21 protein-coding genes are annotated in these 24,310 nt (G+C 44.1%); 7 read left to right on the top strand and 14 right to left on the bottom strand.

Translation table 11 applies throughout. The features are described from left to right. Window positions 1–127: 127 nt before the first annotated feature. The 5 genes from IX91_RS19560 to tesA form a co-directional block, all read right to left on the bottom strand. Window positions 128–649 (bottom strand): GNAT family N-acetyltransferase, encoded by a 522-nt coding sequence (locus IX91_RS19560; protein WP_004743705.1) that lies wholly within the window; start codon window positions 647–649, stop codon window positions 128–130. 65 nt (window positions 650–714) lie between these two features. Continuing rightward, window positions 715–2,370 carry an ABC-ATPase domain-containing protein gene (locus tag IX91_RS19555; RefSeq protein WP_004743704.1) on the bottom strand — a complete coding sequence of 552 codons (1,656 nt, stop codon included), beginning with the start codon at window positions 2,368–2,370 and terminating at the stop codon, window positions 715–717. Between the two features lie 78 nt (window positions 2,371–2,448). Further along, window positions 2,449–4,371, bottom strand: coding sequence for a bifunctional diguanylate cyclase/phosphodiesterase (locus IX91_RS19550; protein WP_004743703.1), 1,923 nt, complete (start codon window positions 4,369–4,371; stop codon window positions 2,449–2,451). Between the two features lie 216 nt (window positions 4,372–4,587). Further along, window positions 4,588–5,778 (bottom strand): enoyl-ACP reductase FabV, encoded by a 1,191-nt coding sequence (fabV, locus tag IX91_RS19545; protein ID WP_004743702.1) that lies wholly within the window; start codon window positions 5,776–5,778, stop codon window positions 4,588–4,590. Window positions 5,779–5,855: 77 nt separating this feature from the next. Continuing rightward, window positions 5,856–6,455, bottom strand: coding sequence for a multifunctional acyl-CoA thioesterase I/protease I/lysophospholipase L1 (tesA, locus tag IX91_RS19540; RefSeq protein ID WP_004749657.1), 600 nt, complete (start codon window positions 6,453–6,455; stop codon window positions 5,856–5,858). Between tesA and IX91_RS19535 the strand changes: the two genes are divergently transcribed. From IX91_RS19535 to IX91_RS19525, 3 genes are all read left to right on the top strand, one after another. Then, window positions 6,454–7,125, top strand: a complete 672-nt coding sequence (locus IX91_RS19535) for an ABC transporter ATP-binding protein (RefSeq protein ID WP_004748064.1) — start codon at window positions 6,454–6,456, stop codon at window positions 7,123–7,125. The genes tesA and IX91_RS19535 overlap by 2 nt on opposite strands. A 2-nt stretch (window positions 7,126–7,127) precedes the next feature. After that, window positions 7,128–9,569 carry an ABC transporter permease gene (locus tag IX91_RS19530; RefSeq protein ID WP_004748065.1) on the top strand — a complete coding sequence of 814 codons (2,442 nt, stop codon included), beginning with the start codon at window positions 7,128–7,130 and terminating at the stop codon, window positions 9,567–9,569. Between the two features lie 288 nt (window positions 9,570–9,857). After that, window positions 9,858–11,303 (top strand): FAD-dependent oxidoreductase, encoded by a 1,446-nt coding sequence (locus tag IX91_RS19525; RefSeq protein ID WP_004748067.1) that lies wholly within the window; start codon window positions 9,858–9,860, stop codon window positions 11,301–11,303. Between the two features lie 20 nt (window positions 11,304–11,323). Here the strand turns inward: IX91_RS19525 and IX91_RS19520 are convergent, their stop codons facing one another. Genes IX91_RS19520 through IX91_RS19510 form a run of 3 tightly spaced genes read right to left on the bottom strand, consistent with a single transcriptional unit; the run spans window position 11,324 to window position 13,712 of the window. Further along, a complete protein-coding gene (locus IX91_RS19520) occupies window positions 11,324–12,256 on the bottom strand; it encodes a 5-oxoprolinase subunit C family protein (protein WP_004748068.1) in 933 nt (310 codons plus the stop codon). Beyond that, window positions 12,253–12,960 carry a 5-oxoprolinase subunit B family protein gene (locus IX91_RS19515; RefSeq protein WP_004748069.1) on the bottom strand — a complete coding sequence of 236 codons (708 nt, stop codon included), beginning with the start codon at window positions 12,958–12,960 and terminating at the stop codon, window positions 12,253–12,255. The genes IX91_RS19520 and IX91_RS19515 overlap by 4 nt, the downstream gene beginning before the upstream one ends. After that, entirely contained in the window at window positions 12,957–13,712 is a 756-nt protein-coding gene (locus tag IX91_RS19510) for a 5-oxoprolinase subunit PxpA (protein WP_004748070.1), read from the bottom strand. The genes IX91_RS19515 and IX91_RS19510 overlap by 4 nt, the downstream gene beginning before the upstream one ends. A gap of 223 nt (window positions 13,713–13,935) precedes the next feature. Here IX91_RS19510 and IX91_RS19505 point away from each other — a divergent pair, with 223 nt between their 5' ends. Next, window positions 13,936–15,927, top strand: coding sequence for a diguanylate cyclase domain-containing protein (locus IX91_RS19505; protein WP_004748072.1), 1,992 nt, complete (start codon window positions 13,936–13,938; stop codon window positions 15,925–15,927). A 50-nt stretch (window positions 15,928–15,977) separates the two neighbouring features. After that, window positions 15,978–16,991, top strand: a complete 1,014-nt coding sequence (gene galE / locus IX91_RS19500; protein ID WP_004748073.1) for a UDP-glucose 4-epimerase GalE — start codon at window positions 15,978–15,980, stop codon at window positions 16,989–16,991. 123 nt (window positions 16,992–17,114) lie between these two features. On the opposite strand, the gene IX91_RS25660 is transcribed toward galE, so the two are convergent. The 6 genes from IX91_RS25660 to napF form a co-directional block, all read right to left on the bottom strand. After that, window positions 17,115–17,252 (bottom strand): TIGR02808 family protein, encoded by a 138-nt coding sequence (locus tag IX91_RS25660; RefSeq protein WP_004748074.1) that lies wholly within the window; start codon window positions 17,250–17,252, stop codon window positions 17,115–17,117. Window positions 17,253–17,264: 12 nt separating this feature from the next. Then, window positions 17,265–17,843, bottom strand: coding sequence for a NapC/NirT family cytochrome c (locus IX91_RS19495; protein WP_004748077.1), 579 nt, complete (start codon window positions 17,841–17,843; stop codon window positions 17,265–17,267). A 26-nt stretch (window positions 17,844–17,869) separates the two neighbouring features. Next, window positions 17,870–18,325, bottom strand: coding sequence for a nitrate reductase cytochrome c-type subunit (locus tag IX91_RS19490; RefSeq protein WP_004748078.1), 456 nt, complete (start codon window positions 18,323–18,325; stop codon window positions 17,870–17,872). A 72-nt stretch (window positions 18,326–18,397) separates the two neighbouring features. After that, window positions 18,398–20,887, bottom strand: coding sequence for a periplasmic nitrate reductase subunit alpha (gene napA, locus IX91_RS19485; RefSeq protein WP_004748080.1), 2,490 nt, complete (start codon window positions 20,885–20,887; stop codon window positions 18,398–18,400). Further along, a complete protein-coding gene (locus tag IX91_RS19480; protein WP_004748082.1) occupies window positions 20,884–21,195 on the bottom strand; it encodes a chaperone NapD in 312 nt (103 codons plus the stop codon). The genes napA and IX91_RS19480 overlap by 4 nt, the downstream gene beginning before the upstream one ends. 14 nt (window positions 21,196–21,209) lie before the next feature. Further along, the gene (gene napF, locus IX91_RS19475) at window positions 21,210–21,692 is read right to left on the bottom strand and encodes a ferredoxin-type protein NapF (protein WP_004748083.1); all 483 of its coding nucleotides are present in this window, start codon (window positions 21,690–21,692) and stop codon (window positions 21,210–21,212) included. A 242-nt stretch (window positions 21,693–21,934) separates the two neighbouring features. Between napF and narQ the strand changes: the two genes are divergently transcribed. Further along, a complete protein-coding gene (narQ, locus tag IX91_RS19470) occupies window positions 21,935–23,668 on the top strand; it encodes a nitrate/nitrite two-component system sensor histidine kinase NarQ (protein WP_004748086.1) in 1,734 nt (577 codons plus the stop codon). Further along, the gene (locus IX91_RS19465; RefSeq protein ID WP_004748087.1) at window positions 23,655–24,287 is read left to right on the top strand and encodes a response regulator; all 633 of its coding nucleotides are present in this window, start codon (window positions 23,655–23,657) and stop codon (window positions 24,285–24,287) included. The genes narQ and IX91_RS19465 overlap by 14 nt, the downstream gene beginning before the upstream one ends. The last annotated feature ends 23 nt before the right edge of the window (window positions 24,288–24,310 follow it).

The raw sequence follows: 24,310 nt of genomic DNA, 5'->3' as shown, positions 1-24,310 counted from the left end.
GATGCTGCGCACAATAATGAAACCTAAGTTTGATGTCAAATCATAGATGGACGTAAATTGGATATTGGAGTTTTTGGGGTGGCTGATTGAGACCAAAGGTGAGTCTAAACATGGACGGGAATAAAGGTTAACGTGTCATATGTAAAACGGTCGTGGTCCACCATTTATCTTTGAAGAATCGGTCATTAGTACGCTCACAATCAATCGACATACCAACACGTTTACAAAGCCTAATCGCCGCTTTGTTGCTAGAGAGTGTCTCTGCGTAGACACGTTTTACATCGAGTTGATTAAACCCATAGTTAACCAAGGCGAGCATCGCTTCTTCAGCAACGCCTTTTCCTTGCCGGTTTCTCGCCAAGCCGCAGCCGATTGAGGCTTGATTCTTTGGCTCTAGGCGTAACGCTGCAAGACCTAAGTAGTGTCCCGAGAACTTACACTGAATTGCTAGGTGGTACTGGGTTCGTGGTGACTCTAAAGCTTGTTCAATAAACATATTGGCGAGCAGGGTACTTTTTTCTATCGAGCAATCTTCTTCATTGTAATAGCGTTGGTATTTAGGATCTTGGCACTGATAGACGTAATGTTTCACGTCTGATGGAGTGAAGTCGCGAAGAATGAGATTTGAAGTGGTAATAGTGAAGTTCATAGTCGGTAGAAAAGAAAAAGCGCCCAATCAATAGGCGCTTTATACATCAGTTTACCGTTTTAACCTCATTTGGAAGGTCGAAACTGAGACTTACGCATTCGATTAAGGGCTGCTAAAACATCAAGTACTCGCGGTTTGGCTAAGTCACCTTGATTTGGCATGGTAGTGTACCAATCGTCACTTAAGTAGCGCTCAATATCCTTTGCCGGAAGTTTAGACCAACCTGGTTGCTGAGCAAACTGGAACCAAACCCAACCAAGTGCATTAAGTTCATTAGTGGTTTCTAATTGCTCCAAGGCGCTTAGGTCGGTGTACTCTTTACCAAACCTCAATGAATCACGCCCTTTGGCGGCGATTCTAAATTTACCTTCGCTCAAAATTTTCTGTAGCGCTGCACAGTTAAACCCTCGTGGGCGGAATGACTCTAGGTTCGACTCACTTTCATTCTGTCTTTGTGTCGGGTGTAATTGGACGACTTGTTTGGCTTTTTCCGTCACATCAATTGCTTGGTAGTCATGCATTTGAATGACTGTGTCAGCAACATCCAAGTAGTCGCCAGAGCCGCCCATAACGACGATAGTTGAAATATCGAGTTGTTCACTAAGCTGCGCAATTCGGTCTACCAAAGGCGTGATTGGTTCATCACCTTTACTCACTAGCGCCTGCATGCGTTCATCTCGAATCATAAAGTTCGTTGCTGAAGTATCTTCATCAATCAAAATGGCCTTAGCGCCGGACTCAATGGACTCCTGTAGCCAAGCGGCTTGTGATGTAGAACCCGAAGCGTCTTGGGTAGAAAAATCTGAAGTATCCTTACCCATTGGTAGATGGTTGATGTAATTCGATAGGTTAAGCGAATGAACGCAGCGGCCATCTTCGGCTTTTATCTTCATAGCAAGCGTATTTGTTACGATACGCTCACGACCATCACCCGGGATGTGATCGTAAATTGAACGCTCAATGGCGTTGAGCAAGGTCGATTTACCGTGAAAGCCACCGCCGACGATTAACGTGATTCCTTTAGGAATACCTAAACCTTTAACTTCTCCACTATTCGGGGTGGTTAAAGTCACTTCAAGCGCTTGAGGCGCAACAAACTCAACGGCCTCTTTCATCGGCAAGTCGCAGTTTCCTGAAATTCGAGGTAAGACTGAACCGTTACCGACAAACGCAAGCAGCCCTTTGCTTTCTAACTGGTTACGTAGCGCCGTCTGATCTTCAATCACTTGGCAGTGCTTGATCAGCGCTTGCTGATCGAGTTCGCGCTCCAGTGTCGCTTTGCGAATAAATTTAGGCAGATGGAAGGTAAGTATGTTGTCTGCTTTCTTACCCAGAACTGAACGACCTTCAGCAGGTAAATTGGTTCTAAATCGTAACTCTATTCCTTGTTCGGTGAATAGCACAGCAGTGTTATCCAACACAGTTTGGCCCGTCAGTGCAATGCTGACGCTCGCTTCTTGCTTGGCAAACTGAGCAAAGCTTCGCGCAATAAAATCACGAGCTGCAATTTGATAAGAAGGGGAAGTTTCGCGCAGCCAAGCTAATCCTGTGACTGACCAAGGACGAATGGCACGAACGCGCGAAGCAGAGGCGTATGGGTCTCCCTGAACATAATCAATATGGAATGTATAGTCGCCAAAATCGTACTCGCCTTTAAGTTGTTGGTAGGCGTGGTAGTTTTGCTTTTCTATTTTTTTGAGTGTAGCGGAGAGTTGATCCATATTGATCTCTATTGTGGGAACAAGAAAGACGAGGATTATAGAAATCGCTCGTCTCGGAGTAAAGCAATTGTGGATTAACTAAGAATATGAGTACTTAGGAGATAAGTTGTTCTGGTTTAACAGATGCATCTCAAACTCATCAAATGGCATGGGTTTACCGTAGAGGAAGCCCTGACCGATGTCACAACCTTCAGCCAGTATAAAGGATTCATGTTCGCTGTTTTCGATGCCTTCAACCGTGACTTTAAGGTTAAGCTTTTTGGCAATTGAAATAATAGAGCGGACAATTTCCTTGTCATCATCACTATGAGATAACTGATGAACGAAACTTTTGTCGACCTTGATGGCATCAAATGGAAACTTCTTCAGATAGTTAAACGAAGCATAGCCTGTACCAAAGTCGTCAAGTGACAATGTCACGCCAAGTTCGCTTAGAGAAATCAGCGTGTTACGCGCAACAATCTCGTCTGCTATCAAGCCGCTTTCTGTCACCTCTAGCTCTAAGTAGCGCGCAGGTAATTGGTAAGCAACTAACAAGTCTTGCACCTGATTGACAAATTGTGGGCTCTGAAGTTGCACTGCTGAAACATTGACACTGATAACAAAATCGTTGACATGTGTGGCCCATTCAGCCGCTTTCTGTATTGCAGAGCGAAGGACAAAGCTTCCGACCTCGAAAATTAATCCGTTCTGTTCGGCCAGGTGGATCAGTGTTTCATTAGAAATATCGCCAAGTATAGGATGACGCCAACGGAGTAGGGCTTCTGCACCAATCCAACGATGGGTAAGTGGAGATACTTTGGGTTGGAAATAGAGCAATAAGTCTTCATTACGCACAGCTTGGAGTAAGTAGCTCTCTAGTTGGCTGATGTTTTTTTGCGTATCTGAAATGTCTTGAGAATAGAAGCTGAACTTATGCCCTGAGTCTTTACATGACTGCATCGCTTCTGCTGCGTACTTAAGTAACGATTTTGCTGACTGGGTGTCATCTGAACTCGCGACACCAATATAGCTATGGAGGTGCAGATGTTCGCCTTCGACTACAAATTCAGTCTGGCTAACGTCAACTAATTCGCGGCACAAGGTGCTGATATCATTTTCGTATTGGTGCGTTTTGAAAACAAATGCTAAATCTGTTGATGATGGTCGGGCTGTGACGACGTTTAACTGCGTGTGTTGAGTGAGACGTTGACGAAATTCCTTAAGGACATCTTCCCAAGCGCCATAACCGTACTTGGCTTGAATTCTTCTTCCATTTGTAAAGCCTATGTGTAAAAGGCCAATTTTAAAATGGTCATCTAGATGGGCTTCTAAAGGCAAGATATCGAGAAGTTGCTGTGTTTCTGATTCCAAAGCGTTTCGGTTTAAAAAACCTGTCCCGAGATCATGCAGTTGTTGATAACGGATTTTACGCTCAGCAGCGCGGCGTTTATCGATTTCTAAGTTGAGAGAATAATTGAGATCAACCAGATCTTGAGTACGAGTACTGACTCTTGATTCAAGCTCTAGGTTAAGCTGCTGCAAATAGTGATTTTGATAAAGGGTTTTAAGCTGAGCCTCTACAGAGTCTCGAAATGAAATCAGCAGTTGTTGGTAGGTATCACCAAAAGGGTTTTCTCGATCGTCGAGGACGCAAATTGTGCCAAACATATCACCATTTGGCCAACGTACAGGTAAGCCGCAATAAGCGAGCAGTCCAAATTTCATATCTGGGTTATTGCACCATTTTTCATCCGCACTAGCGTTTGGCACAACAAGCTGTCTATTTTCATTCACGACAGTTTCACAGTACAAACCCTGTCCTAGAGTTTCACTATCACTGATATGGTAAGGGTGCGTACGGTTATTGTTGGCAGAGAATACTTCAATATGCTCTTTATGTATTCTCATAATCAATGCTGCAGGAACGTTAACTATCTCTGCGAGTAGATTGACGATTGTTTGCCAATTGTCACTCATGTCTTCAGGAATAGTAATCGTCCCTGTATTCAACTTAGACATATTTGATCCCTGTGGGCTAGTGTACCAATCCGAGCATTCCGTGCTCTCTTTAATAATAGTCGTAGAAACAGTCATTGAAACAAAGATTAAGTAATTGACGCAAACTTGAGAGTTAGCATGCATCATGGATCCGGTAAAAAAAAGCCCTAAACGATGGTTTAAGGCTCTGTCTATATCCGTGTCTCAAAAATGAGATGGTGTTTTTAAACAATAGGTTTATTTGATGTAATTATCAATTGCTATATCAGTTAAATAGTTAATATTTTCGTAACCAAATCCGTTCAGATTAAGAAACTCTTGCTTAAACCCTGCGTAGTCACCAAGCTGTTTAAAGTTAGATTCATTAAGTTGTTCAAGAATTTCACTGACGCGTTGTTGAGTCGTTCGATTGAGTTCCCAGTCATCCATCCGGATCAAGCGTTCACAATCCACTGGGGGCTGCTCAGCATGATAAAGCTTGGTCGCAAACAGGCGTTGCATTTGCTCAATGCAGCCTTCATGAGTTCCTTGCTCTTTCATAACTTTGTAAAGAGCAATGATATAAGGGCTAAGTGCAGGAATAAATACACTCGCTTTGGTCACTAAAGCTTTACATACTGTGGCATAAGCGCCACCGCCATAGTTCGCTAGTTTGAGGTTCAACGAATGGCTAGTTTGGTGCAAATCGATTTTAGCTCTTCCAAGCGTGCCATCGAGATAGATAGGGTGAGTGCACTCTGGCCCTACATATGAAAAAGCAATGGTTTTACAACCATGAGCGATTGACTCTGAGTTGATTAAGGCGTTGATCCAATCTTCCCAATCCTCACCCCCCATCACTTTAAGTGTTGATTCTTCTTCCTGCGTTGTTGCTGGTGGTAATGTGGTTTGATGCCATTCATCAGTCTCTAACATTAGAGTGGCTCCGGTGACAGGCTCTCCAATCGGTTTTATGGCAGAACGCCATAGTTCGCCGGTGTTTGGATTTGGCCTGACACCACTGGCTAGACTGTAAATAACGAGGTCAACTTCACCTTCGAAATAGGTCTCTATCGCTTCAATTACCTCTTCTTTGAGCTGCTTCGAGAAAGCATCGCCGTGAATGTTGATGGCGATTCTATTTTCTTGCTCACCAGCCTTTTTAAAGTAGTAGTTGTTATAGAAACCGGCAGATCCTGTTCTTTGTTCAGTCGGTGATTTTTCCAATGAGACGCTAATGGTGTCCGCGTTAGCCCCACCAAAAGTCAGAGCGATTCTTGCCGACAGACCTAGACCTGAAGAGCCGCCGATAATGAGCACTCTCTTAGGTCCTTGCTTAATGGGATTGGCAGACTTTACATACGCAATTTGATTAGATACAGATTGTTCGCAGCCGAGTGGATGGGCACTTCGTGCGACAACACCATCGATGATGGGCTCAATGATCATACAGTCTCCTTTAGCCAACGATTGGCAACTTATCCAAGCTAGCGTAAAGCTTTGTAAAGTTTATTGAGCTAAAGCAATTAGAAGTGATTTATTAACTCATCTGCAACAAAATTAGAAATCCAAGGTTGAGCTTCAGGCTTTGGATGCAAACCGTCGGACATCATCCATTCTGGTTTTATGATGACGCCTTCAAGGAAAAAGGGCAGCAGAGGGACATCAAGGTTTTGTGACACTTTCGGGTAGACAGAGGCGAATGCTTCAGTGTAGCGTTTTCCATAGTTTGGCAGAATGTGAATCTGCATAAGTAGTGGCGTTGCGTCTGAATCTCGAATCATAGTAATCATGTCTGACAGGTTCTTTTGCACGATTCCAGTTGGAAAACCTCGTAACCCATCGTTAGCACCTAGCTCAATGAGGACGTATTCTGGGTTATGTTGTTGGAGCAATTGAGGAAGTCGTGCCAGACCATTGCCTGTCGTATCACCAGAGATGCTGGCGTTGATGACCGAGACTTGTTGACCGCTTTTAGCGAGATCATCCGTAAGAAGAGAAGGCCAAGCCTGTTCGATAGGCATTTGATAACCAGCGCTTAAGCTGTCACCTAAAATCATAAGGGTTTTGCTGTAAGCAGGATTTACAGACAAAAGTAGAAGAACAAGGGAAAGTAGTCGAAACATGCAAACATCCGTAATCAAAGCACAATCATTGTCTAAAGTAGTCTCTACCAAACAAGAACAATTAACAATCCTTGATGATGTAAATCTAGACATCAAAGAAGGGGAGAGTGTGGCTATCGTCGGAACATCTGGCGCTGGGAAATCGACATTGATGACTCTACTCGCCGGATTAGATACACCGACACAAGGGGAAGTCGACCTGCTAGGTAAACCTCTTCACAGTCTTAGCGATGAAGAGCGTGCGGCTATCCGTAGTGAGTCTGTTGGTTTTGTTTTTCAAAGCTTTCTACTTATTCCTAGCCTATCTGCATTAGACAATGTCACTTTACCTTGTCTATTAAAAGGAGAGCCTGAAGACAAGAAGCGAGCCATTAGTTTGTTAGAGTCTGTTGGGCTAGGGGGTCGCATTCACCATTCACCCTCCCAACTATCGGGTGGTGAGCAGCAACGTGTCGCTTTAGCTCGGGCCTTTATGATTCAACCAAAAATTCTCTTTGCTGATGAGCCAACGGGTAACTTAGATCAACAAACCGCATCAACCGTGGTGGAGCTGTTGTTTTCATTGAACAAAGAGCATGGCACGACACTCGTTTTGGTTACGCATGACTCAAAATTGGCTGAGCGATGTGACCGAACCTTTAAAATGAAAGCTGGTAAGTTGGAGGATTAACCATGTCTAATTCAGCTTCGGCTTCTTTGAACAGGCGGTTGGTAAAATGGAGTACAAGTGAGATTAGGCAAGGGCAACTTTGGCCTGTCACTATCGCTTTAATCCTGATCATTGCCTGTATTTTTGCTTTGACAGCCCTTGCAGAGCGTATGGAGCAGGTGGTTGTTAAGCAAGGGAAACAGGCGTTAACCGCAGATACGGTGTTGATATCATCGAACCCCATTAGTGAATCATTTGAGACGCTAGCTGCGGAAAACGAGCTGACGACATCGTCTCAAACCCGATTTGGAACGATGGCGTTTAGTGATAACGGCATGAAACTCATTACGGTTAAAGCGGTCGATAGTCTTTATCCGCTGCAAGGTGAGATGGTACTGTCCGATGACAAGCAAAACTACAGTCACGTTAAGCAAGGCGAACTTTGGCTTGATGAACGTCTATTCTCGCAGCTCAATGTCTCGGTAGGTGACGCGGTCACGCTAGGCGATGCTGATTTCATTGTAACCGGACGTATAGTCGAAGAGCCAGGACTGAGTTTCAATCCGTTTCAACAAATGCCTTCCGCATTTATTCACAGTGACGATATTGAGCGAACTGGAGCAGTGCAGTTAGGCAGTCGAGTTCGTTACAGTAAGTTTATTAATGGTGATGAAACGAATATTGAACGCTTAAAGTCAAACATCGAGTTAACGCCAAGTGATCGCTGGCGAGATCAAAATAGCGCAAGTCGGACTAACGAGGTTTTTCAACGTACCGAGCAATATCTCTCACTGACGGTAGCCATTGTGGTCATCATGGCGGCGACAACCTTAGTGTTAACCTGTCAGCACTATGTCACGACCCGACGCAAAACGATAGCTATGCTCAAAAGCTTGGGCGCGAGTAAAAAATGGATTGTGCGTTGGTTGCTGACTCAAGTGTCAATTCTACTTGTTGCCGCAGTTGTACTTGGTGTGTCGTTGGGTGTAGTACTTGAATACCTATTACGCATCCCACTGGTTGAATTATTGCCCAATCCGTTACCTAGCTATGGCTTAAAACCCATCGTAATTTCTGTCATGACCAGCATTCTTATCGCCATTCCAGCTCTTGGAATTCCTCTGGTAGGGCTAACTAATGTGAGTGCTGTAAATGTAATGCAGCCACAAGCCGAAATTAATGGCTCAAAGATCAGATACTGGTTGGTTTTGGTACCCATTTTTCCGATGCTGTTAGCCTATTATGACAACCTACTCGTATGGATCGTGCTAGGCGGTATTGTTGCGTTGTTCGCAATACTGGCATTTGTGAGTGTGTTGGCAACTCGCGCTCTAGGGAAAGTTCCGCTTAGCGCTGCGCTCAAACTGGCGTTGAGTAGGATCAACCGCTCAACAATGGCGACAGGCATTCAATTTGGTGCATTAGCGCTCTCTTTAATGTTGCTGTCTACTATGTGGCTTGTTAGAACAGACTTGCTGACAGATTGGCAGCGTACGTTACCTAAAGATGCTCCCAATGCCTTTGCTTTGAATATTGCCCCTTATGAGAAAGATGCCTATCTAAAAGTTCTCGATGATGCGGGTATATTACGCTCAGAAGATTATCCAATTATTCGCGGTCGTGTTGTGAACATCAACGGGGTCGATGCGAAAAGCAAAGCCAAGGGAGAAGAGGGCAGCGATGCGTTAAGACGTGAAATTAACTTTACGTTTGCAACGGGTACTCCAAAGCACAATGAAGTATTGTCAGGAGAATGGACGCCAACCAATGGTGTCTCGGTGGAAGCCGATGTAGCTAACGATTTAGGCTTAAAGATTGGTGATGAACTCGAATTTGTTATCAATAGTATTCAAATTAAGGCAAAAGTTAACTCTATCAGGCACGTAGAGTGGCGCGATATGAAGCCAAACTTTTATTTCATCTTTACACCTGATGTTCTAGAGAATATTCCAGCGACTTATTTGGTGAGCTTTAAGGTTGAAGACGAGCATGACGCGCTTTTAAATCAATTATCTCGCCAACACCCAACCGTGAGCCTGATGGATATAAGAGTGATGGGAGCGAAGATTCAAGAACTGTTAGGCCAGATCGTCTGGTCAATTACTCTGCTAGCAGGGATAGGCGTTCTATCTGGTCTTCTACTTATATTTACTTTGCTTCGATTGAGTTTAGGTCAACGCCAAGAAGAGATTCAACTCTACCGTACACTGGGGGCAAGTAAAAAGAGGGTTGAACAAACCATCTGGGCTGAATATGGATTAATGGCACTTGTCGCAGGCGTAATAGCGATTATTGGTTCAGAAATCGTTGTAGGCGCGATTATGATATTTGGGTTTGAACTGCAACCACAGATGCATTGGATGCTATGGATACTGCTACCTATTGGTACTTTTTTCACACTTGGTCTAGTTGTGAACAGTTTGATTAAACGCCTCTTAACCCCTATCAATAAAGCGTTTAGCTGATAATACACAGGTCAAGTTATTCAGTTATCCACAAAAACAGTGGATAAAGTTTGGGATAACTTGGCCTGTAGATAACTTCAGATTTCTCGCAGCCCCGAGTATGCGTAGCTCGGCAAAGATTTGTTATTCACAAAAGTGATTATTTGTTCCTTCTGCATTTTTGAGTCAAGCAGTTTTTTTCATTTTTTTTTCGAAAAAACGTCATAATTTCTCCATGAAAAATTTGTGATTTTATTCATTTAGTATTACCAGTAAAATGCACTGAGAATGAATGAATTAGCCATATAAATGCTATCTAAAACCCAAACGAAGAGTTCACCAAAAATCGCAATTATTGGCGGTGGTATCGCTGGAGCTACGGCTGCAGTTCACATGGCCGAATTAGGTTTAGATGTCCACCTTATAGAAAAAGGTAATGGGCTCATCAGTGGACCGCCAATATGCCATCTTCATGCTGGTGGAAATTTGTACAGAGAGATCTCTGCTGAGCAGTGTATAGAGTTACTTAAGCAATCTATAGATACCGCACGCCTTTATCCACAGACAATCAATCGTCGACCAACTGTCATTGCGGTGCCGTATTCTGATGGTGGTAGTCCTGAAGAGTTGTATGAAAGGCTGATTACAATTCAATCTTGCTATGCTGAGCTAGTCGCAGAAGACCCAGCGAACAAAGTGTTGGGTGAGCCTTGTGACTATTACAAATTCTACAGTCGAGAAGATTTAGATGAGTTGAAAGAGCAGCAACAGCCAACTCAACCAAAAACTATCGATGAGTGGATGATTCCTTTCGCCAAGCATACTGATTTAGACGCACTTAAGTTCCCAGTTGTTGCAGTTGAGGAGCATGGGTGGAGTGTGTTCCGTATTGCTGCATCTGCGACGTTGGCATTAGAAGCGATTCCTAACTGCACCTTAATGGCCAATACGCAGGTCATTGGGGTAGAAGAACGTGCCGATAGCTGGATGATTGAATGTGTCAGTCAGGACAATGAAGCGCAGATTTTAGAATTCGATTTTCTTGTCAATGCCTGCGGCTATGAGACTGGTTCAATCGACGACTTAGCAAATAAACCGCGTGAAAGGCTAGTAGAGTTTAAAGCGGCCTATGTAACTAAGTGGAATGAATGCAATGAGCTTTGGCCTGAAGTCATATTTCACGGACCGAGGGGAACACCAAATGGAATGGCGCAGCTAACACCTTATCCTGATGGGGTGTTTCAGTTACATGGCATGACTAAAGATATCACTTTATTCGATGATGGGTTGGTGGCGTCTAATCAATCGACATCACAGCCACATTTGCCTTTGCGATTGAAGCGTAAAATACAAAAAGGCTGGGATGAAGATGTGATTGTGGAAAGAAGTCGAAAAGCGATTGATCATATGGCTCGCTATATTCCCGATTACCAGCAAGCCAACGAGTACGGTACACCACTGTTTGGCGCGCAGCAGATACCGGGTAGAGACGATACGCTACGAGCTGCTGATGTTACGTTTGAAGGTGAGCATTATGCTAGGGTTGAAGTGGTAAAAGGATCGTCTGCCTATGAAGCGGCAATTAAACTGGTGAAGGAGTGGAGATTACACGATTACCAAGATAAAAATATTGAATCGCTTCATCCGGTGATGATGAGCCTATCGGCAGAGAATATAGAAGCAAAAGCACGACAACTCGCAATAGAGAGAGCTTACCCTGAGCAACTAGCCAAATACTATGGTTGTTTAAGTTAAAGATGGGCGACTTTGTCGCCCTAATAGCCAAAAAATCGAGCCCATTGACCCCAGACGTCTTGTAAACCCAACAAATCCCCACGAACGAATCTCACTTTTTGTCCTGGTTTCGCCTGTGCTAGCCTGGGCAAATCTATTCGAGCAACACAGCCTATTTTCGGATAGCCACCTATGGTTTGCCTGTCATTTAACAACACGATCGGCTCACCACTTGGTGTTACTTGTATTGAGCCAAGTGCAATCCCTTCACTCAAATACTCCTTGTTGGGAGCTTTTACCTTTGAACCAGACAGTCGATATCCCATTCGATTGACGAGCTGGCTCACTTCAAATTCTTGTGTATAGAGCGAATTGACGGCGTCACGCGAGAAGTCATTGACTTGGTAGCCCTCAATAACGCGTAGCTCTAATGGCAAGTTATAGTCAGGCTTGTATCTGAATGTCATCTGTACACTGCTAGATGATATGGCATGTTGGTCGAACGGTAAAACGTCGCCACTTTGTAACGGCGTCCCATGTGTTAAGCCGCCTAATTGGTCTCGTTCTACGGTCGAGGCACTGCCTAACTGTGTTGGGATACTAAATCCGCCTTTAATTGCTAGGTAGGCACGCAATCCGTTACGAGGAAGAGCGAAGGTTAAAGTTTGTCCTTTTAAAGCACGAAATGTCGACCAATTATCAACATTTAAGCCATCTAACTTGGCATTCAAGTCACCACCGGCGATAGCTAGTTCGCAAGAGTGGTGTATCAAAAACTCAGCTTGGCCCAAGGTGATCTCAAGCGTGGGCATGTTAATGGTATTACCCAAAAGATGGTTTGCCCAGCTATAGGCGTAATCATCAACTGGTCCGCCTTGCGCAATACCAAAATGGGCTAAACCAAAGCGGCCAAAATCTTGAATAAGAGTTTGCTGGCCAGGTTTCACGACTTCTATGTAGTTTTCAATTGTCATTGCCAACCCTCATTGATTTGACCGCCAAGCGCTAAAAACTCTATCTTACTTATCGATGTGAACTTAATTTTGGTGCCAATAGTGAAGGGAAGAATTTTTGAGCTTGTTGGGTGATAAAGCTCAATAGGGCAATTGCCTATAATGTTCCACCCGCCCGGAGTTTCACTTGGATACACTGCAGTTTGATTGTTGGCGATGGCAACGCTGCCTTTAGGGACTTTTACCCTTGGCGTTGGCTTTCTTGGTCGCCTTATCGCTTCATCAACTTCAGAAAGAAAGGCAAATCCCGCAGTAAATCCAATTGCGCCAACGGTGTATTCGGTTTGTGAGTGCGTTGTGATGACAGACTCTACGGATTGACCTAATTCTACGTAATATTTTAGGTCAGGGCCGACGGAAAGATCGTAATAAACCGGTAATTCAATGACTTCAGCAACGTGCGCTTCTGGCATGTTAAGTAGGGCTTGGGTAACTAATTTTTCTAAGTAGGGGACAAACTCGAAAATAGATATACGGTGTGGAAGGTAATCAACAAGTATCGAATCAAACGAAGGGGTAACATTCATTACCCATGCTCCGAGCTGATTGGAGAGATAATGACTAATCTCGCCAATCACCCAAGAAAGGTGATCATTGGGGGCGCTGTGAAAGCGAATCAAAATCGAGCACTCGGCAACAGGGTCGATAGAGGTATCTATAATCATGTACTTTGACTCTCCTTATCAAGCAGCGAACGAATCTGTTTGATCATGGCGACGCCTTCTTGATTATCACCGTGAACGCATATGGTATCGGCCTCAAGCGCAATTGAAAATCCATCAATAGTTCGGACTTTGCCATAACGTGATATTTGTAATACCTGATTCAAAATGTCTTCGTGGTTGGTTAATACCGCTTTGTCTTGTCCACGCGGAGCTAAGAATCCATTGGCGAGATAGCTGCGGTCCGCAAACGCTTCAAAAAGCAGGGGGACGTCGTAGCGATCGGCGATATAAAGGTAGGGTTGGGTATCAGCAACGGCCAGTGTCATTAGTGGTAAACCAAAGCTTGAAACAGCGTCTATCACTGATTCAAAAATAGAAAGGTCTTTCAGCATATCATTGTAGAGAGCGCCATGAGGTTTCACATAGCTAAGGTCTTTGTTGTGGCTATCCGCGAGCCCTTTGATGGCGCCGATCTGATAAATCAACATGTTGGTGATTTCATCAGGAGACATAACCATACTGCGCCGACCAAAGCCTTGTAGATCAGGGTAGCTAGGATGCGCGCCAATTTGAACATCGTGTTTGATCGCTAGTTTTATCGTCTCATTCATTACTTGCGGATCGGAAGCGTGAAACCCGCAAGCGATATTCGCCATGTGGATATGAGGCATCACAGACTCATCGTTGCCCATTTTCCATGCACCGAAGCTTTCACCCATATCACAATTAAGACAGATCGAACGTTTTTCCATTGACGAAAAATTTCCTTAATTAAATCATTTACTAAGATGTTTCAATTACTTTAGCTAAACAGTGATCAAACTCATTATTTGGTGAATAATTAATAAAAACAGTTCAAATCGCTGCGCTATCCCTGAACTAAGTGTCTATCGTTTGTAGGGAGTATCCGCTACAAGATAGCTATAACAATGTAACTGAGCACATTTTCTAAACGTCAGTAGTCTAGGAGTGAGATTGATACCATTTAGTCATTTATCTCTAAAGAGTAAGCTATTTGTACCAATAGTTGTTTTTACTGGGATTGTTTTTGTCTTTTCTCAAGGTTACTCCTTGCTTCAGTCTTATCTCACTCAAAAAGACAACCTGCTAAATCGAGCTGATGTCTTAGCAACGGGTGTCGCCCACAGCCTTCAGACTGTCATTCTTGCCGGTGATAAAAAGACGGCAGAAAGAATACTGGTTGCATTTTCAGCCGATGAAGATGTCGTCCGTGTAAAGCTCTACATGACCAATGGACAACTGTTCGCAATGTATGAAAAGCAGGGCGCAATTGCACCTGTTCCAACAGAAAAACAGCGTGAGGAGATCCGCCACAATCGCTATGCCATAAGTGACGAGCACATCTTTTTATTGGTTCCCATTAAAAATGATTCAGATGTGATTGCTCATTTGCGTATTACGCTCTCTAAACAATCACTTAACGCTATTTATGTGGATGCAATGTCCAATAGTATCAATTATCTATTGCTACTCGCTGTGTCAGCACTTGTACTTTACCTGATGGTAGAGATGTACATTATCAAACCTGTTTATCGGCTGAGCTCTGGAATATGGTCATACATAGAGAATAAGCGCGAAACACTTAACATTGAACATGCGGCAGATGACGAGATAGGCGGGTTGATACAAGCGTTCAACACTATGCTAGAAAGGCTGAAAGAGCGAGATAAACAAGTCACCAATACACTGACGAAACTAGAACAAGAAAAGGCATTCGCCAATGAAGTGGTAGAGACCGTTAAGCACGCGTTAGTAGTGCTGAATTCCAACGGGGAGATGGTCCATTTTAATGCGGCAACCTGCGCTATCTTTCGTCGTACGCCAGGGTATTTGAAAGGCACATTGCTTGTTGAGGTACTCGGGGGCAGTAGTCAGTTCATCATAGCGGAAGCGATGACCAAGGGTGCTGAGATAATTGACAGGCAGCTGTGGGTCAAAGATGTGTTTGGTAACCACCAACTGTTAAGTATTACGGCCACTCGACTGAGCAAAGAAGGTCAGGTGCTGTTCGCCATTCAAGATGTGACGGAGGTGGAAGCCGCACAGCGGAGGCAGAGACTCGCTGCGGGCGTATTTGAGAACAGCCAGGACGGACTTATCGTCACTAATCCATGCGATACGATTACTATGGTAAACCCTGCGGTATCGAGACTTCTTGGTCACTCTCAACAGGCTCTATTAGGAAAACGCCCGGATGAGATATTCGATTGGCAACAGTTTAAATCTCTGATGCCTACGATTAAGCAATCGGTCAATGAACATGGTCAATGGCAAGGTGAAGTTTGGGAGAGTCATAAGCTAGGGCATAAAAAAGTCCCCCTATTTGTTAAAGTATCGCGTATTGCGAGCAGTGAAAATCAAGATGAGTATGATTTCGTTTATCTACTAAGTGATCTTTCAAGCGATAAAGAAATGGAAAGGCTCGATTATCTGGCTCATCATGACTCACTCACAGGCTTGGCGAATAGAACGGAGCTCTACCGAGTGCTTGAAGCCATGCTTAGATCTGAGCGACGAAGCTGTTGTGGATTGGCGCTGTTCTATATTGATCTCGATGGATTTAAATCGGTAAATGACACTTACGGCCACGATGCTGGTGACGAAGTGTTAAAGCAGGTTGCCAAACGGCTTGTTTCAATGACTGATGATAATGATGTTGTGGCTCGACTTTCTGGTGATGAGTTCGTTGTAGTAACAAATTGCATCAATATAAAATCCGTAGACTCGTTAGCATATATGATCATTGAGTGCTTAGAGAAGCCGATTGACTACAAAGGCGAAGTATTAAACGTAGGCGCCAGCGTCGGCGTTCAATATACCGAGCGCCAAGATGTCGATACCGATAAATTATTGAAAGCCGCAGACACCGCTATGTATCATGCGAAATCGAGTGGAAAAGGGTGCTGTGTAATACATCTTGAGAGCGATGAATCGCTAGTCAATTAAACCTTTTAAGTTACTTTCAAAGGAAATTGGCACTTTTAGAGGGTTAATAAATGAAAGTTTTAGTTACTGGTGGGATGGGTTACATAGGTAGCCACACATGCATTCAGATGATTGCAGCGGGAATGACTCCTGTCATTTTCGACAATCTCTACAACAGTAAGCAATCGGTATTAGACCGAGTAGAGAAAGTCACGGGAATTAGACCTGAGTTTATCAAAGGCGATATTCGCAACAAGCAACCTCTTGTCAATGTCTTGCAAAACCATGACATAGTTGCCGTCATTCATTTTGCCGGTTTAAAAGCGGTTGGTGAATCCGTAGAGTTGCCTCTGGAGTATTACGACAGCAATGTCAACGGAACCTTAGTGCTTGTCAGCGCGATGCGTGAAGCGAATGTCAAAACATTGGTCTTTTCATCTTCTGCAACGGTATACGGCGACCCTGCTTCAGTCCCTATTCGTGAAGACTTCCCGACAAGCGCAACCAATCCTTATGGTCGCAGTAAGCTTATGGTAGAAGAGTGCTTGACTGATTTCCAAAAGGCTAATCCAGATTGGAGCGTCACCTTGTTGCGCTACTTTAATCCTGTTGGTTCGCACCCATCTGGTGAGTTAGGTGAAGATCCTCAAGGTATTCCAAACAACTTAATGCCATTTGTTTCTCAAGTAGCGGTAGGACGTAGAGAGTGTTTATCAGTATTTGGGGATGACTATCCGACACCTGACGGTACGGGTGTACGCGATTACATCCATGTTATGGATCTATCAGATGGGCATATTGCCGCGTTAAACAAAGTAGGGCCTAAGTCAGGTCTGCACATCTATAACCTCGGAACAGGCAACGGCTCTAGTGTTTTAGATATGGTTAAAGCATTTGAAAAAGCTTCAGGCAAAACCGTTGCTTATAAAGTGGTTGAACGCAGACCGGGCGATATTGCGGAATGTTGGGCAGATCCTGCAAAAGCCAAACAAGACCTAAACTGGCAAGCAGTACGCAGTTTAGAGCAAATGACAGAAGATACTTGGCGCTGGCAATCAAATAACCCGAATGGTTACCCAGAGTAATCTCAACTAAAAGAAGAAAGCCACCTTAGCGAAACTAAGGTGGCTTTTTTATGTTCGATACAAAATAGGCAAAAATTGAACCGAATATTATGGGGGAGGTTATTCCCCCTAAATTTGTCTGGGCTACTCAGCCTCTTTATCTTTTCCTAGCGACAGTAACCACACCGAAACGCCTGCAACGACGGCAAAGCCAGACAAGATGATGACAGGCATAGCGCTATAGCCAAGAACATGCCAAATAACAGATTCTAAAGTACTCATTATTCAGTGCTCCTATTGCCAGCCTTCAATGCCATGCATATCAGGAAGTTTATGGGCGATACCTTTGTGACAGTCAACACAGGTTTTCTCACCAGAAGCCAACGCAGTAGAGTGCTGCTTAGCACTTCTAGAGCCTTGCTCGGAGAAGTCCATGTATTCAAACTGGTGACAGTTTCGACATTCTAGAGAGTCATTTTTCTTCAAGCGCGCCCACTCGCGTTCAGCAAGGTGAGCACGGCGCTCTTGGAATTTCTCTGGCGTATCAATCGTCTTAGTCACAAAGTGTGCAAACAGCTCTTTAGATGCTTGTACTTTACGAACGATTTTATCTGTCCATTCATGCGGTACGTGACAGTCTGAACAAATAGCTCGTACGCCAGAACGATTAGAGTAGTGCACCGTTTCTTGAATTTCCGCAACGATAGGTGCGTGACAACCTGAACAAAACTCTTCAGAGTTGGTCGCTTCCATACCGGTGTTAAACGCGCCCCAGAATAGAAGTCCGCCAGCGAAACCCATGAATAAAACCACACCTACTGCTGCTTTACTCGGGCTTGCTAACCGCTTCCAAAACGCTTTCAATAATTTCATAGATAACCTCTTATTTACTCACGTGATTACTTAAGCGCGTCTACACTCTTGAAATCGTTCTCGATTAAAGGTTTCGCGTTTGCTTGAGGAACGTGACACTGCAGACAGAAGTAACGACGAGGAGACATATCTGCAAGAACCGCGTCTTCACGGTTAACATAGTGGGTTACACTGATCTTAGTTGCGCCCATCTCTTTCGCATTTTTCCAACTGTGGCACGATAGACATTTGTTCGCATTCAACGATACTTCATAGCTACGAATGTTATGTGGAATTAGAGGTGGTTGATAAACAAAACTACTCTCTAAAACCTGCTCACGTGGGTACTTTTTAAAGTCATCAGCTGAGCGTGTTGCTTCAAGTTCACTTGCTCCACGTAGTGATTCTAGACCGCCAATACCACCTGGGTTTTCGAGTTCAGCTACTGCAGCGCCACTTACTAGAGCACCTACCGATAACAGTGCAATTAGAAATTTCTTCATTATTCATTCTCCGCCTAATGGCTAAATTCTTGATTCTGACCGCCCTAAATAGGGCAGCCAGAGCATTCATAATTAAGCGATCTTAGTGATCTTAACTGGACACTTCTTAAAGTCTGTCTGCTTAGACAGAGGATCAGTTGCATCAAGAATCAGCTTGTTAATCAGAATACGTGCGTCAAAGAATGGTACGAATACCAAGCCTTCAGGTGGACGGTTACGGCCGCGAGTTTCTACGCGGACACGAACTTCACCACGTTTGTTTTCTATGAGAACTTCTTCTCCACGACGAACGCCGCGAGCTTTTGCATCAGCAGGGTGCATGTAAACCACTGCATCTGGCACCGCTTTGTATAGCTCTGGTACGCGGCGAGTCATTGTACCTGTGTGCCAGTGTTCAAGTACACGGCCAGTACATAGCCACATATCATATTCAGAATCTGGAACCTCAGGTGGCGCTTCATACGGTGCTGAAATGATCCACGCTTTGCCATCTGGCTTGCCGTAGAAGTCCCAACCAGACCCGGCTTTTGCATACGGATCTGAACCTTCTTTGTAGCGCCATAGAGTTTCTTTTCCATCGACTACAGGCCAACGTAGACCGCGTACTTGGTGGTAAACATCATATGGTGCTAGGTCGTGCGCTTTACCGCGACCGAAGGTTGCGTACTCTTCGAATAGGCCTTTCTGTACGTAATAACCGAAGTGGTGAGCGTCATCGTTGAGTTCACGAGCTTCTTCTACTGGGTACTTATTGATAACACCATTCGCGAACAGCATATCGTACATGGTTTTACCGCGGTACTGAGGCGCGTTTGCAAGTTGTTCTTCAGTCCAAACTTCTTCCATCTTGAAGCGTTTAGAGAACTCCATTACCTGCCATAAGTCTGACTTCGCCTCGCCCACAGTACCTACTTGTTGATACCAAGCTTGAGTACGACGCTCAGCGTTACCATAAGCACCTTCTTTTTCAATCCACATTGCGGTTGGAAGGACTAAGTCAGCAGCTTGTGCTGTAGCTGTTGGGTATGGGTCAGAACAAACGATAAAGTTTTCTGGATTACGGTAACCCGGCAAACGTTCACCATTGATGTTTGGACCCGCTTGCATGTTGTTGTTACACATTACCCAGTAAGCATTAAGCTTGCCGTCTTTTAACATACGGTCTTGCAGAACTGCGTGGTAGCCAGGTTTAGGTGGAATAACACCATCAGGGATGTTCCAAATCTTCTCTGCTACTTTACGGTGTTTAGGGTTAGCCACCACCATATCAGCAGGAAGGCGGTGTGCAAACGTACCTACTTCACGAGCAGTACCACAAGCCGAAGGCTGACCAGTTAACGAGAATGGGCTGTTACCTGGAGTTGAAATCTTACCTGTTAGTAGGTGCAGGTTGTAGATTAAGCTGTTAACCCAAACTCCGCGGGTGTGTTGGTTAGTACCCATAGTCCAAAGAGACATTACTTTGGTATCTGGATCAGCGTACTGCTTCGCAAGACTTAGTAGCTTTTCTTGAGAAACACCAGACATCTCTGCAGACTTCTCTAGTGTGTAAGGAGCAACTGACTTCTTGTACTCCTCAAACGAGATAGAAGACATCTTACCTGAGTTCGGGTTCGCCGCCGCTTTTTGAAGTGGGTCATCGTCACGTAGACCATAACCGATGTCGGTTGCCGTTTGTTTGAAGTTGGTGTGCTTGTTAACGAAGTCCCAGTTAACCGCATCATTTTCGATAATGTAATTTGCAATATAGTTAGCAATCACAAGGTCAGTTTGTGGTTCAAAGATGTAGCCTTCGTCTGCCAATTCAAAAGAGCGGTGGTAGTACGTAGAAAGTACGTTTACCTTAACGTGAGGGTGGCTCAAACGGCGGTCAGTAATACGAGTCCAAAGTACAGGGTGCATTTCTGCCATGTTAGAACCCCAAAGTACGAAAGAATCCGCATTTTCGAAGTCATCATAACAACCCATTGGCTCATCGATACCAAACGTACGCATGAAAGCACCTACCGCAGATGCCATACAGTGACGTGCGTTAGGGTCGATATTGTTTGAACGGAAGCCCGCTTTCATCATTTTAGCAGCAGCATAACCTTCCATTACCGTCCATTGGCCTGAACCAAACATACCAACACCAGAAGGACCTTGCTTCTTAAGTGCTTCTTTCCACTTATCTGCCATAGTGTCAAAAGCAACATCCCAAGAAACTGGAGTGAAGTCACCGTCTTTATCGTACTTGCCATCTTTCATACGAAGTAACGGCTGAGTCAAGCGGTCTTGACCGTACATGATTTTAGACAGGAAGTAGCCCTTGATACAGTTTAGTCCTTTGTTTACAGGTGCTTCAGGGTCACCTTGTGTCGCAACAACTTTGCCGTTCTGCGTACCTACAAGAACTGAACAGCCAGTACCACAGAAACGACAAGGTGCTTTGTCCCATGTGATTTTAGTTTGGTCTGAGCTAGCGATCAGATTCGTAGCAGATGCTGGCAAGGTGATGCCCGCAACTGCTGCCGCTGATGCTGCTGCGTTTGCCTTAACAAACGCTCGTCTTGTCATCTTCATACTTCACCCTCGGTTTGGGAATATTGAGTTCCAGTGTTGTTATTTTGTGATTCGTCGTCGAGACCGGTTTCGATTTGGTGATAAACCAAAGCCGTACTCAACACATTTGGGAGATTATTAATGGTTTCTATCGTGTCGGTGATAAAACCTTGGTTCTCAGTTTCCAATACCACTACGATTTTGCCCTCAGGGCTGTCTCCGTAGATCTCAGCATTGTCATACTGCTCAATTTGAGATTTCACTTCACCGAGATGTTCTGGCGAACAATGCACGACTAAGCTCGAAATATGCACTTCGTTCAGTGACATAAACTTCTTCCGTATTAAACTAAATTGCTCACATTGATGGATGAAGTAGGGCAAACTGCTACGCAAGCACCACATCCTGTACATTCATCAAGTTCTAAATTGGGTTGTGCGACTTTGCCTATTTCTAATCTGAACTTAATTGCCATGGTGTCACACATATCGCCACAGCTTCGGCATTCGACATTTTGCTTCGCTAAACATGCCTCATTGATTAAGGCTTTAGCATTCCAAGGTAAAGATTGTTCATCAGCAAATAATGGTTCTGGGCATACATCCGCGCACTGATAACAAAATGTGCACTCGCCACGAGAAAAATCGATTTGAGGATAACCACCGTCACCTTTAATAATGATGTTCGTTTCACAGACTTCACTGCACTTACCACAACGTGTGCACAAGTCAGTAAATTCGGCACTGTTCACAAGCCAAGGTAGACGAATAGTGTTATCGTCAACGAGACGTTTTGAAAATAGCCGTCTTTTAGTAAGGTCTACCACTCTCTTACCCAAGTTTGTTAGATGTTGTTTTTATGGCTAAATAACTGTTCATAAGTTGTAATTTATCCTTACATGAATTGTAGGTTTTGACATATTTGTATAAATACCCCCTTGGGGGTAATGCCGACTAAAATTGTTTTAGATCAACAAACTTACGCGTAAGTGATCACATATTGTCGCGACAATTACTAATAAGCTTAGTATTTAATCGCAGGTTTTCTATTTAAGGTTTGAATGTTCGAGTGTTAAAAAATGTGAAAAACTCTGTAACCACCACGGTTGCTAAAGCAATGGTGCTAATTTTGCTTTTGTCTGTAACTACGACTGGGTTCGCAATTTTTACTCTAGCTTCAAGTTTGAACGATGCGGAAGCAGTGAACGTAGCGGGTTCAATGCGGATGCAAAGTTACCGACTTGCGCATGATATCCAGTCGGAATCGGTCGACTATTCGACGCATATTATTCAGTTTGAACGCTCGATTTACTCCGATTCGATGAAAGCTCTGCAAAACTGGGCGGTACCCGAAGACATTACCCACGACTATTATCGGTTGATCGTACGTTGGCACGAGCTAAAGCATGTACTGAAAGGCAATGAAAGAGACCGATACTTGGTCCTAGTAGCTGGCTTTGTAAATCAGATCGATTCCTTTGTTTTTAAGCTCCAAGACTATTCCGAGAAGAAACTTATTTCCTTAGCTTGGGTCGGCGGTTTAGGACTGGGCGGAGTGCTCTTGATCAGTATCTTCATTGTCCACTACACGCGTAAGCATATCGTTAAGCCGCTAAACTCGCTGGTTATTGCGAGCGAGCAAATTCAATCGCGCTCCTTCAACATCGAACTCAATATCGACAGTGAAAATGAAATGGGTATCTTGTCCAAAGCCTTCAACAAAATGGCAAGAGATCTCGGAAGTCTTTATCGAGGCCTAGAGCAGGCCGTTAACGAGAAAACCCAAAAGCTACAACACGCTAATGATTCGTTGCGCGTTCTTTATCAATCTTCCCAAGAACTAACGGTTTCACGAATCACACAAGATAATTTCTCAGCAATTTTAAAGCATATTGTTAGCCTAGAAGGGATCACATCAGTACGCTTGGAAATCAATGAGCCCGGAGAAAGGCCGATCTTATTGACTGAAGGTAATGGATGTAAGAAATGCACCAAGCAATGTCAGAGTCAGACTCTTTCTTTGGATGGCATAGAGCTCGGTACTTTATATTGGAAAGTCTCATTACCGTGCCCAGATCAAGCATTGATCGACAACTTTGTACAGATATTATCCCGTGCGGTATATTACAATCAGGCGCAAAGGCAAGCTGAGCAATTATTGGTGATGGAAGAGCGTGCCACAATCGCTCGTGAGCTGCATGATTCTCTCGCTCAGGCTCTTTCTTATTTGAAAATACAAGTTTCTATCTTAAAACGAGGTATGAAAAAGCTTCCTGAAACGCCAGAGCTAGCCAAAACGACACCTGTTCTTGCCGAGCTTGATACAGGTTTGTCTGCTGCATACACACAGCTAAGAGAGCTACTGACGACATTTAGATTGTCAATTAAAGAAGGCAGTTTTGGTTCGGCGCTACATACAATGACAGAACAGCTATCTGATCAAACAGACGCTGAAATTAGATTAACCAATGAGCTCTCTTCAATCGAGCTCGATACTAATCAGCAAGTGCATTTGCTGCAATTGATTCGTGAGGCTACAACCAATGCGATCAAGCATGCGAATGCCAAGACAATAACAATAGAGTGCAACGAAAGTGATACCCATATCAAAGTCGCGGTTCGTGATGACGGCGTAGGCTTTGACTCAACCACGGAAAAAGCCAATCATTACGGCTTAAGCATCATGCAAGAACGCGCCTCTCGGCTAAATGGTGAGTTGAGTATCTCCACTAACCCTCAACAAGGGTGTGAAGTATATTTAGAGTATCCAAAGATAAAGGATTCAAACATTGACAGAGTTTAGAGTTTTATTGGTAGACGACCATCCATTGATGCGCCGCGGTATCAACCAATTATTGAGTTTTGAGGATGAATTTAACGTAGTCGCTGAAGCCAGTAATGGGGCCGAGGCAGTGGCTCAAAATCATGAGCACAAGCCAGACTTGATCTTACTCGATTTAAACATGAAAGGGATGTCAGGTTTAGATACTTTAAACGCACTGCGTGCCGATGACTGTGATGCGACGATTGTTATTTTGACCGTCTCAGATAGCCCAGCGGATATCGAAGCGATTGTTCAGGCGGGTGCAGACGGTTATTTATTGAAAGATACTGAGCCGGATGAGCTAATTGAGTTATTAAAATATTCGTTACAAGGTAACAAATCTTACAGCAAAGAAGTGGCCAAATACTTAGCAGACCGAGAAAACAGTACAACCGTGTTTGACGAACTCACTGACCGTGAGATGCAGATCCTCAAAGAAGTCGCGAAAGGGCTTAGAAACAAGCAAATCGCCGATACTCTGTTTATCTCTGAATCTACCGTTAAGGTACATATGAAGAGTCTACTCAAAAAGCTACAGGTTCCTTCTCGTACAGCGGCAACCGTGCTCTATCTTGAGCGATATGGTGAAATTAAATAGCATGATACTCATTACAAAAAAGG

This window comes from Vibrio tubiashii ATCC 19109 (genome assembly GCF_000772105.1).
Lineage (GTDB): Bacteria > Pseudomonadota > Gammaproteobacteria > Enterobacterales > Vibrionaceae > Vibrio > Vibrio tubiashii.
Note: the sequence above shows the minus strand (reverse complement) of the source record. Positions and strands in the feature narration are given on the sequence as shown.

Excerpts from the sequence above, each read along its gene's own strand:
- IX91_RS19560 (WP_004743705.1), bottom strand. The coding sequence starts at position 649 with ATGAACTTCACTATTACCACTTCAAATCTCATTCTTCGCGACTTCACT.
- IX91_RS19555 (WP_004743704.1), bottom strand. The coding sequence starts at position 2,370 with ATGGATCAACTCTCCGCTACACTCAAAAAAATAGAAAAGCAAAACTAC.
- IX91_RS19550 (WP_004743703.1), bottom strand. The coding sequence starts at position 4,371 with ATGTCTAAGTTGAATACAGGGACGATTACTATTCCTGAAGACATGAGT.
- fabV (WP_004743702.1), bottom strand. The coding sequence starts at position 5,778 with ATGATCATTGAGCCCATCATCGATGGTGTTGTCGCACGAAGTGCCCAT.
- IX91_RS19535 (WP_004748064.1), top strand. The coding sequence starts at position 6,454 with ATGCAAACATCCGTAATCAAAGCACAATCATTGTCTAAAGTAGTCTCT.
- tesA (WP_004749657.1), bottom strand. The coding sequence starts at position 6,455 with ATGTTTCGACTACTTTCCCTTGTTCTTCTACTTTTGTCTGTAAATCCT.
- IX91_RS19530 (WP_004748065.1), top strand. The coding sequence starts at position 7,128 with ATGTCTAATTCAGCTTCGGCTTCTTTGAACAGGCGGTTGGTAAAATGG.
- IX91_RS19525 (WP_004748067.1), top strand. The coding sequence starts at position 9,858 with ATGCTATCTAAAACCCAAACGAAGAGTTCACCAAAAATCGCAATTATT.
- IX91_RS19520 (WP_004748068.1), bottom strand. The coding sequence starts at position 12,256 with ATGACAATTGAAAACTACATAGAAGTCGTGAAACCTGGCCAGCAAACT.
- IX91_RS19515 (WP_004748069.1), bottom strand. The coding sequence starts at position 12,960 with ATGATTATAGATACCTCTATCGACCCTGTTGCCGAGTGCTCGATTTTG.
- IX91_RS19510 (WP_004748070.1), bottom strand. The coding sequence starts at position 13,712 with ATGGAAAAACGTTCGATCTGTCTTAATTGTGATATGGGTGAAAGCTTC.
- galE (WP_004748073.1), top strand. The coding sequence starts at position 15,978 with ATGAAAGTTTTAGTTACTGGTGGGATGGGTTACATAGGTAGCCACACA.
- IX91_RS25660 (WP_004748074.1), bottom strand. The coding sequence starts at position 17,252 with ATGAGTACTTTAGAATCTGTTATTTGGCATGTTCTTGGCTATAGCGCT.
- IX91_RS19495 (WP_004748077.1), bottom strand. The coding sequence starts at position 17,843 with ATGAAATTATTGAAAGCGTTTTGGAAGCGGTTAGCAAGCCCGAGTAAA.
- IX91_RS19490 (WP_004748078.1), bottom strand. The coding sequence starts at position 18,325 with ATGAAGAAATTTCTAATTGCACTGTTATCGGTAGGTGCTCTAGTAAGT.
- napA (WP_004748080.1), bottom strand. The coding sequence starts at position 20,887 with ATGAAGATGACAAGACGAGCGTTTGTTAAGGCAAACGCAGCAGCATCA.
- IX91_RS19480 (WP_004748082.1), bottom strand. The coding sequence starts at position 21,195 with ATGTCACTGAACGAAGTGCATATTTCGAGCTTAGTCGTGCATTGTTCG.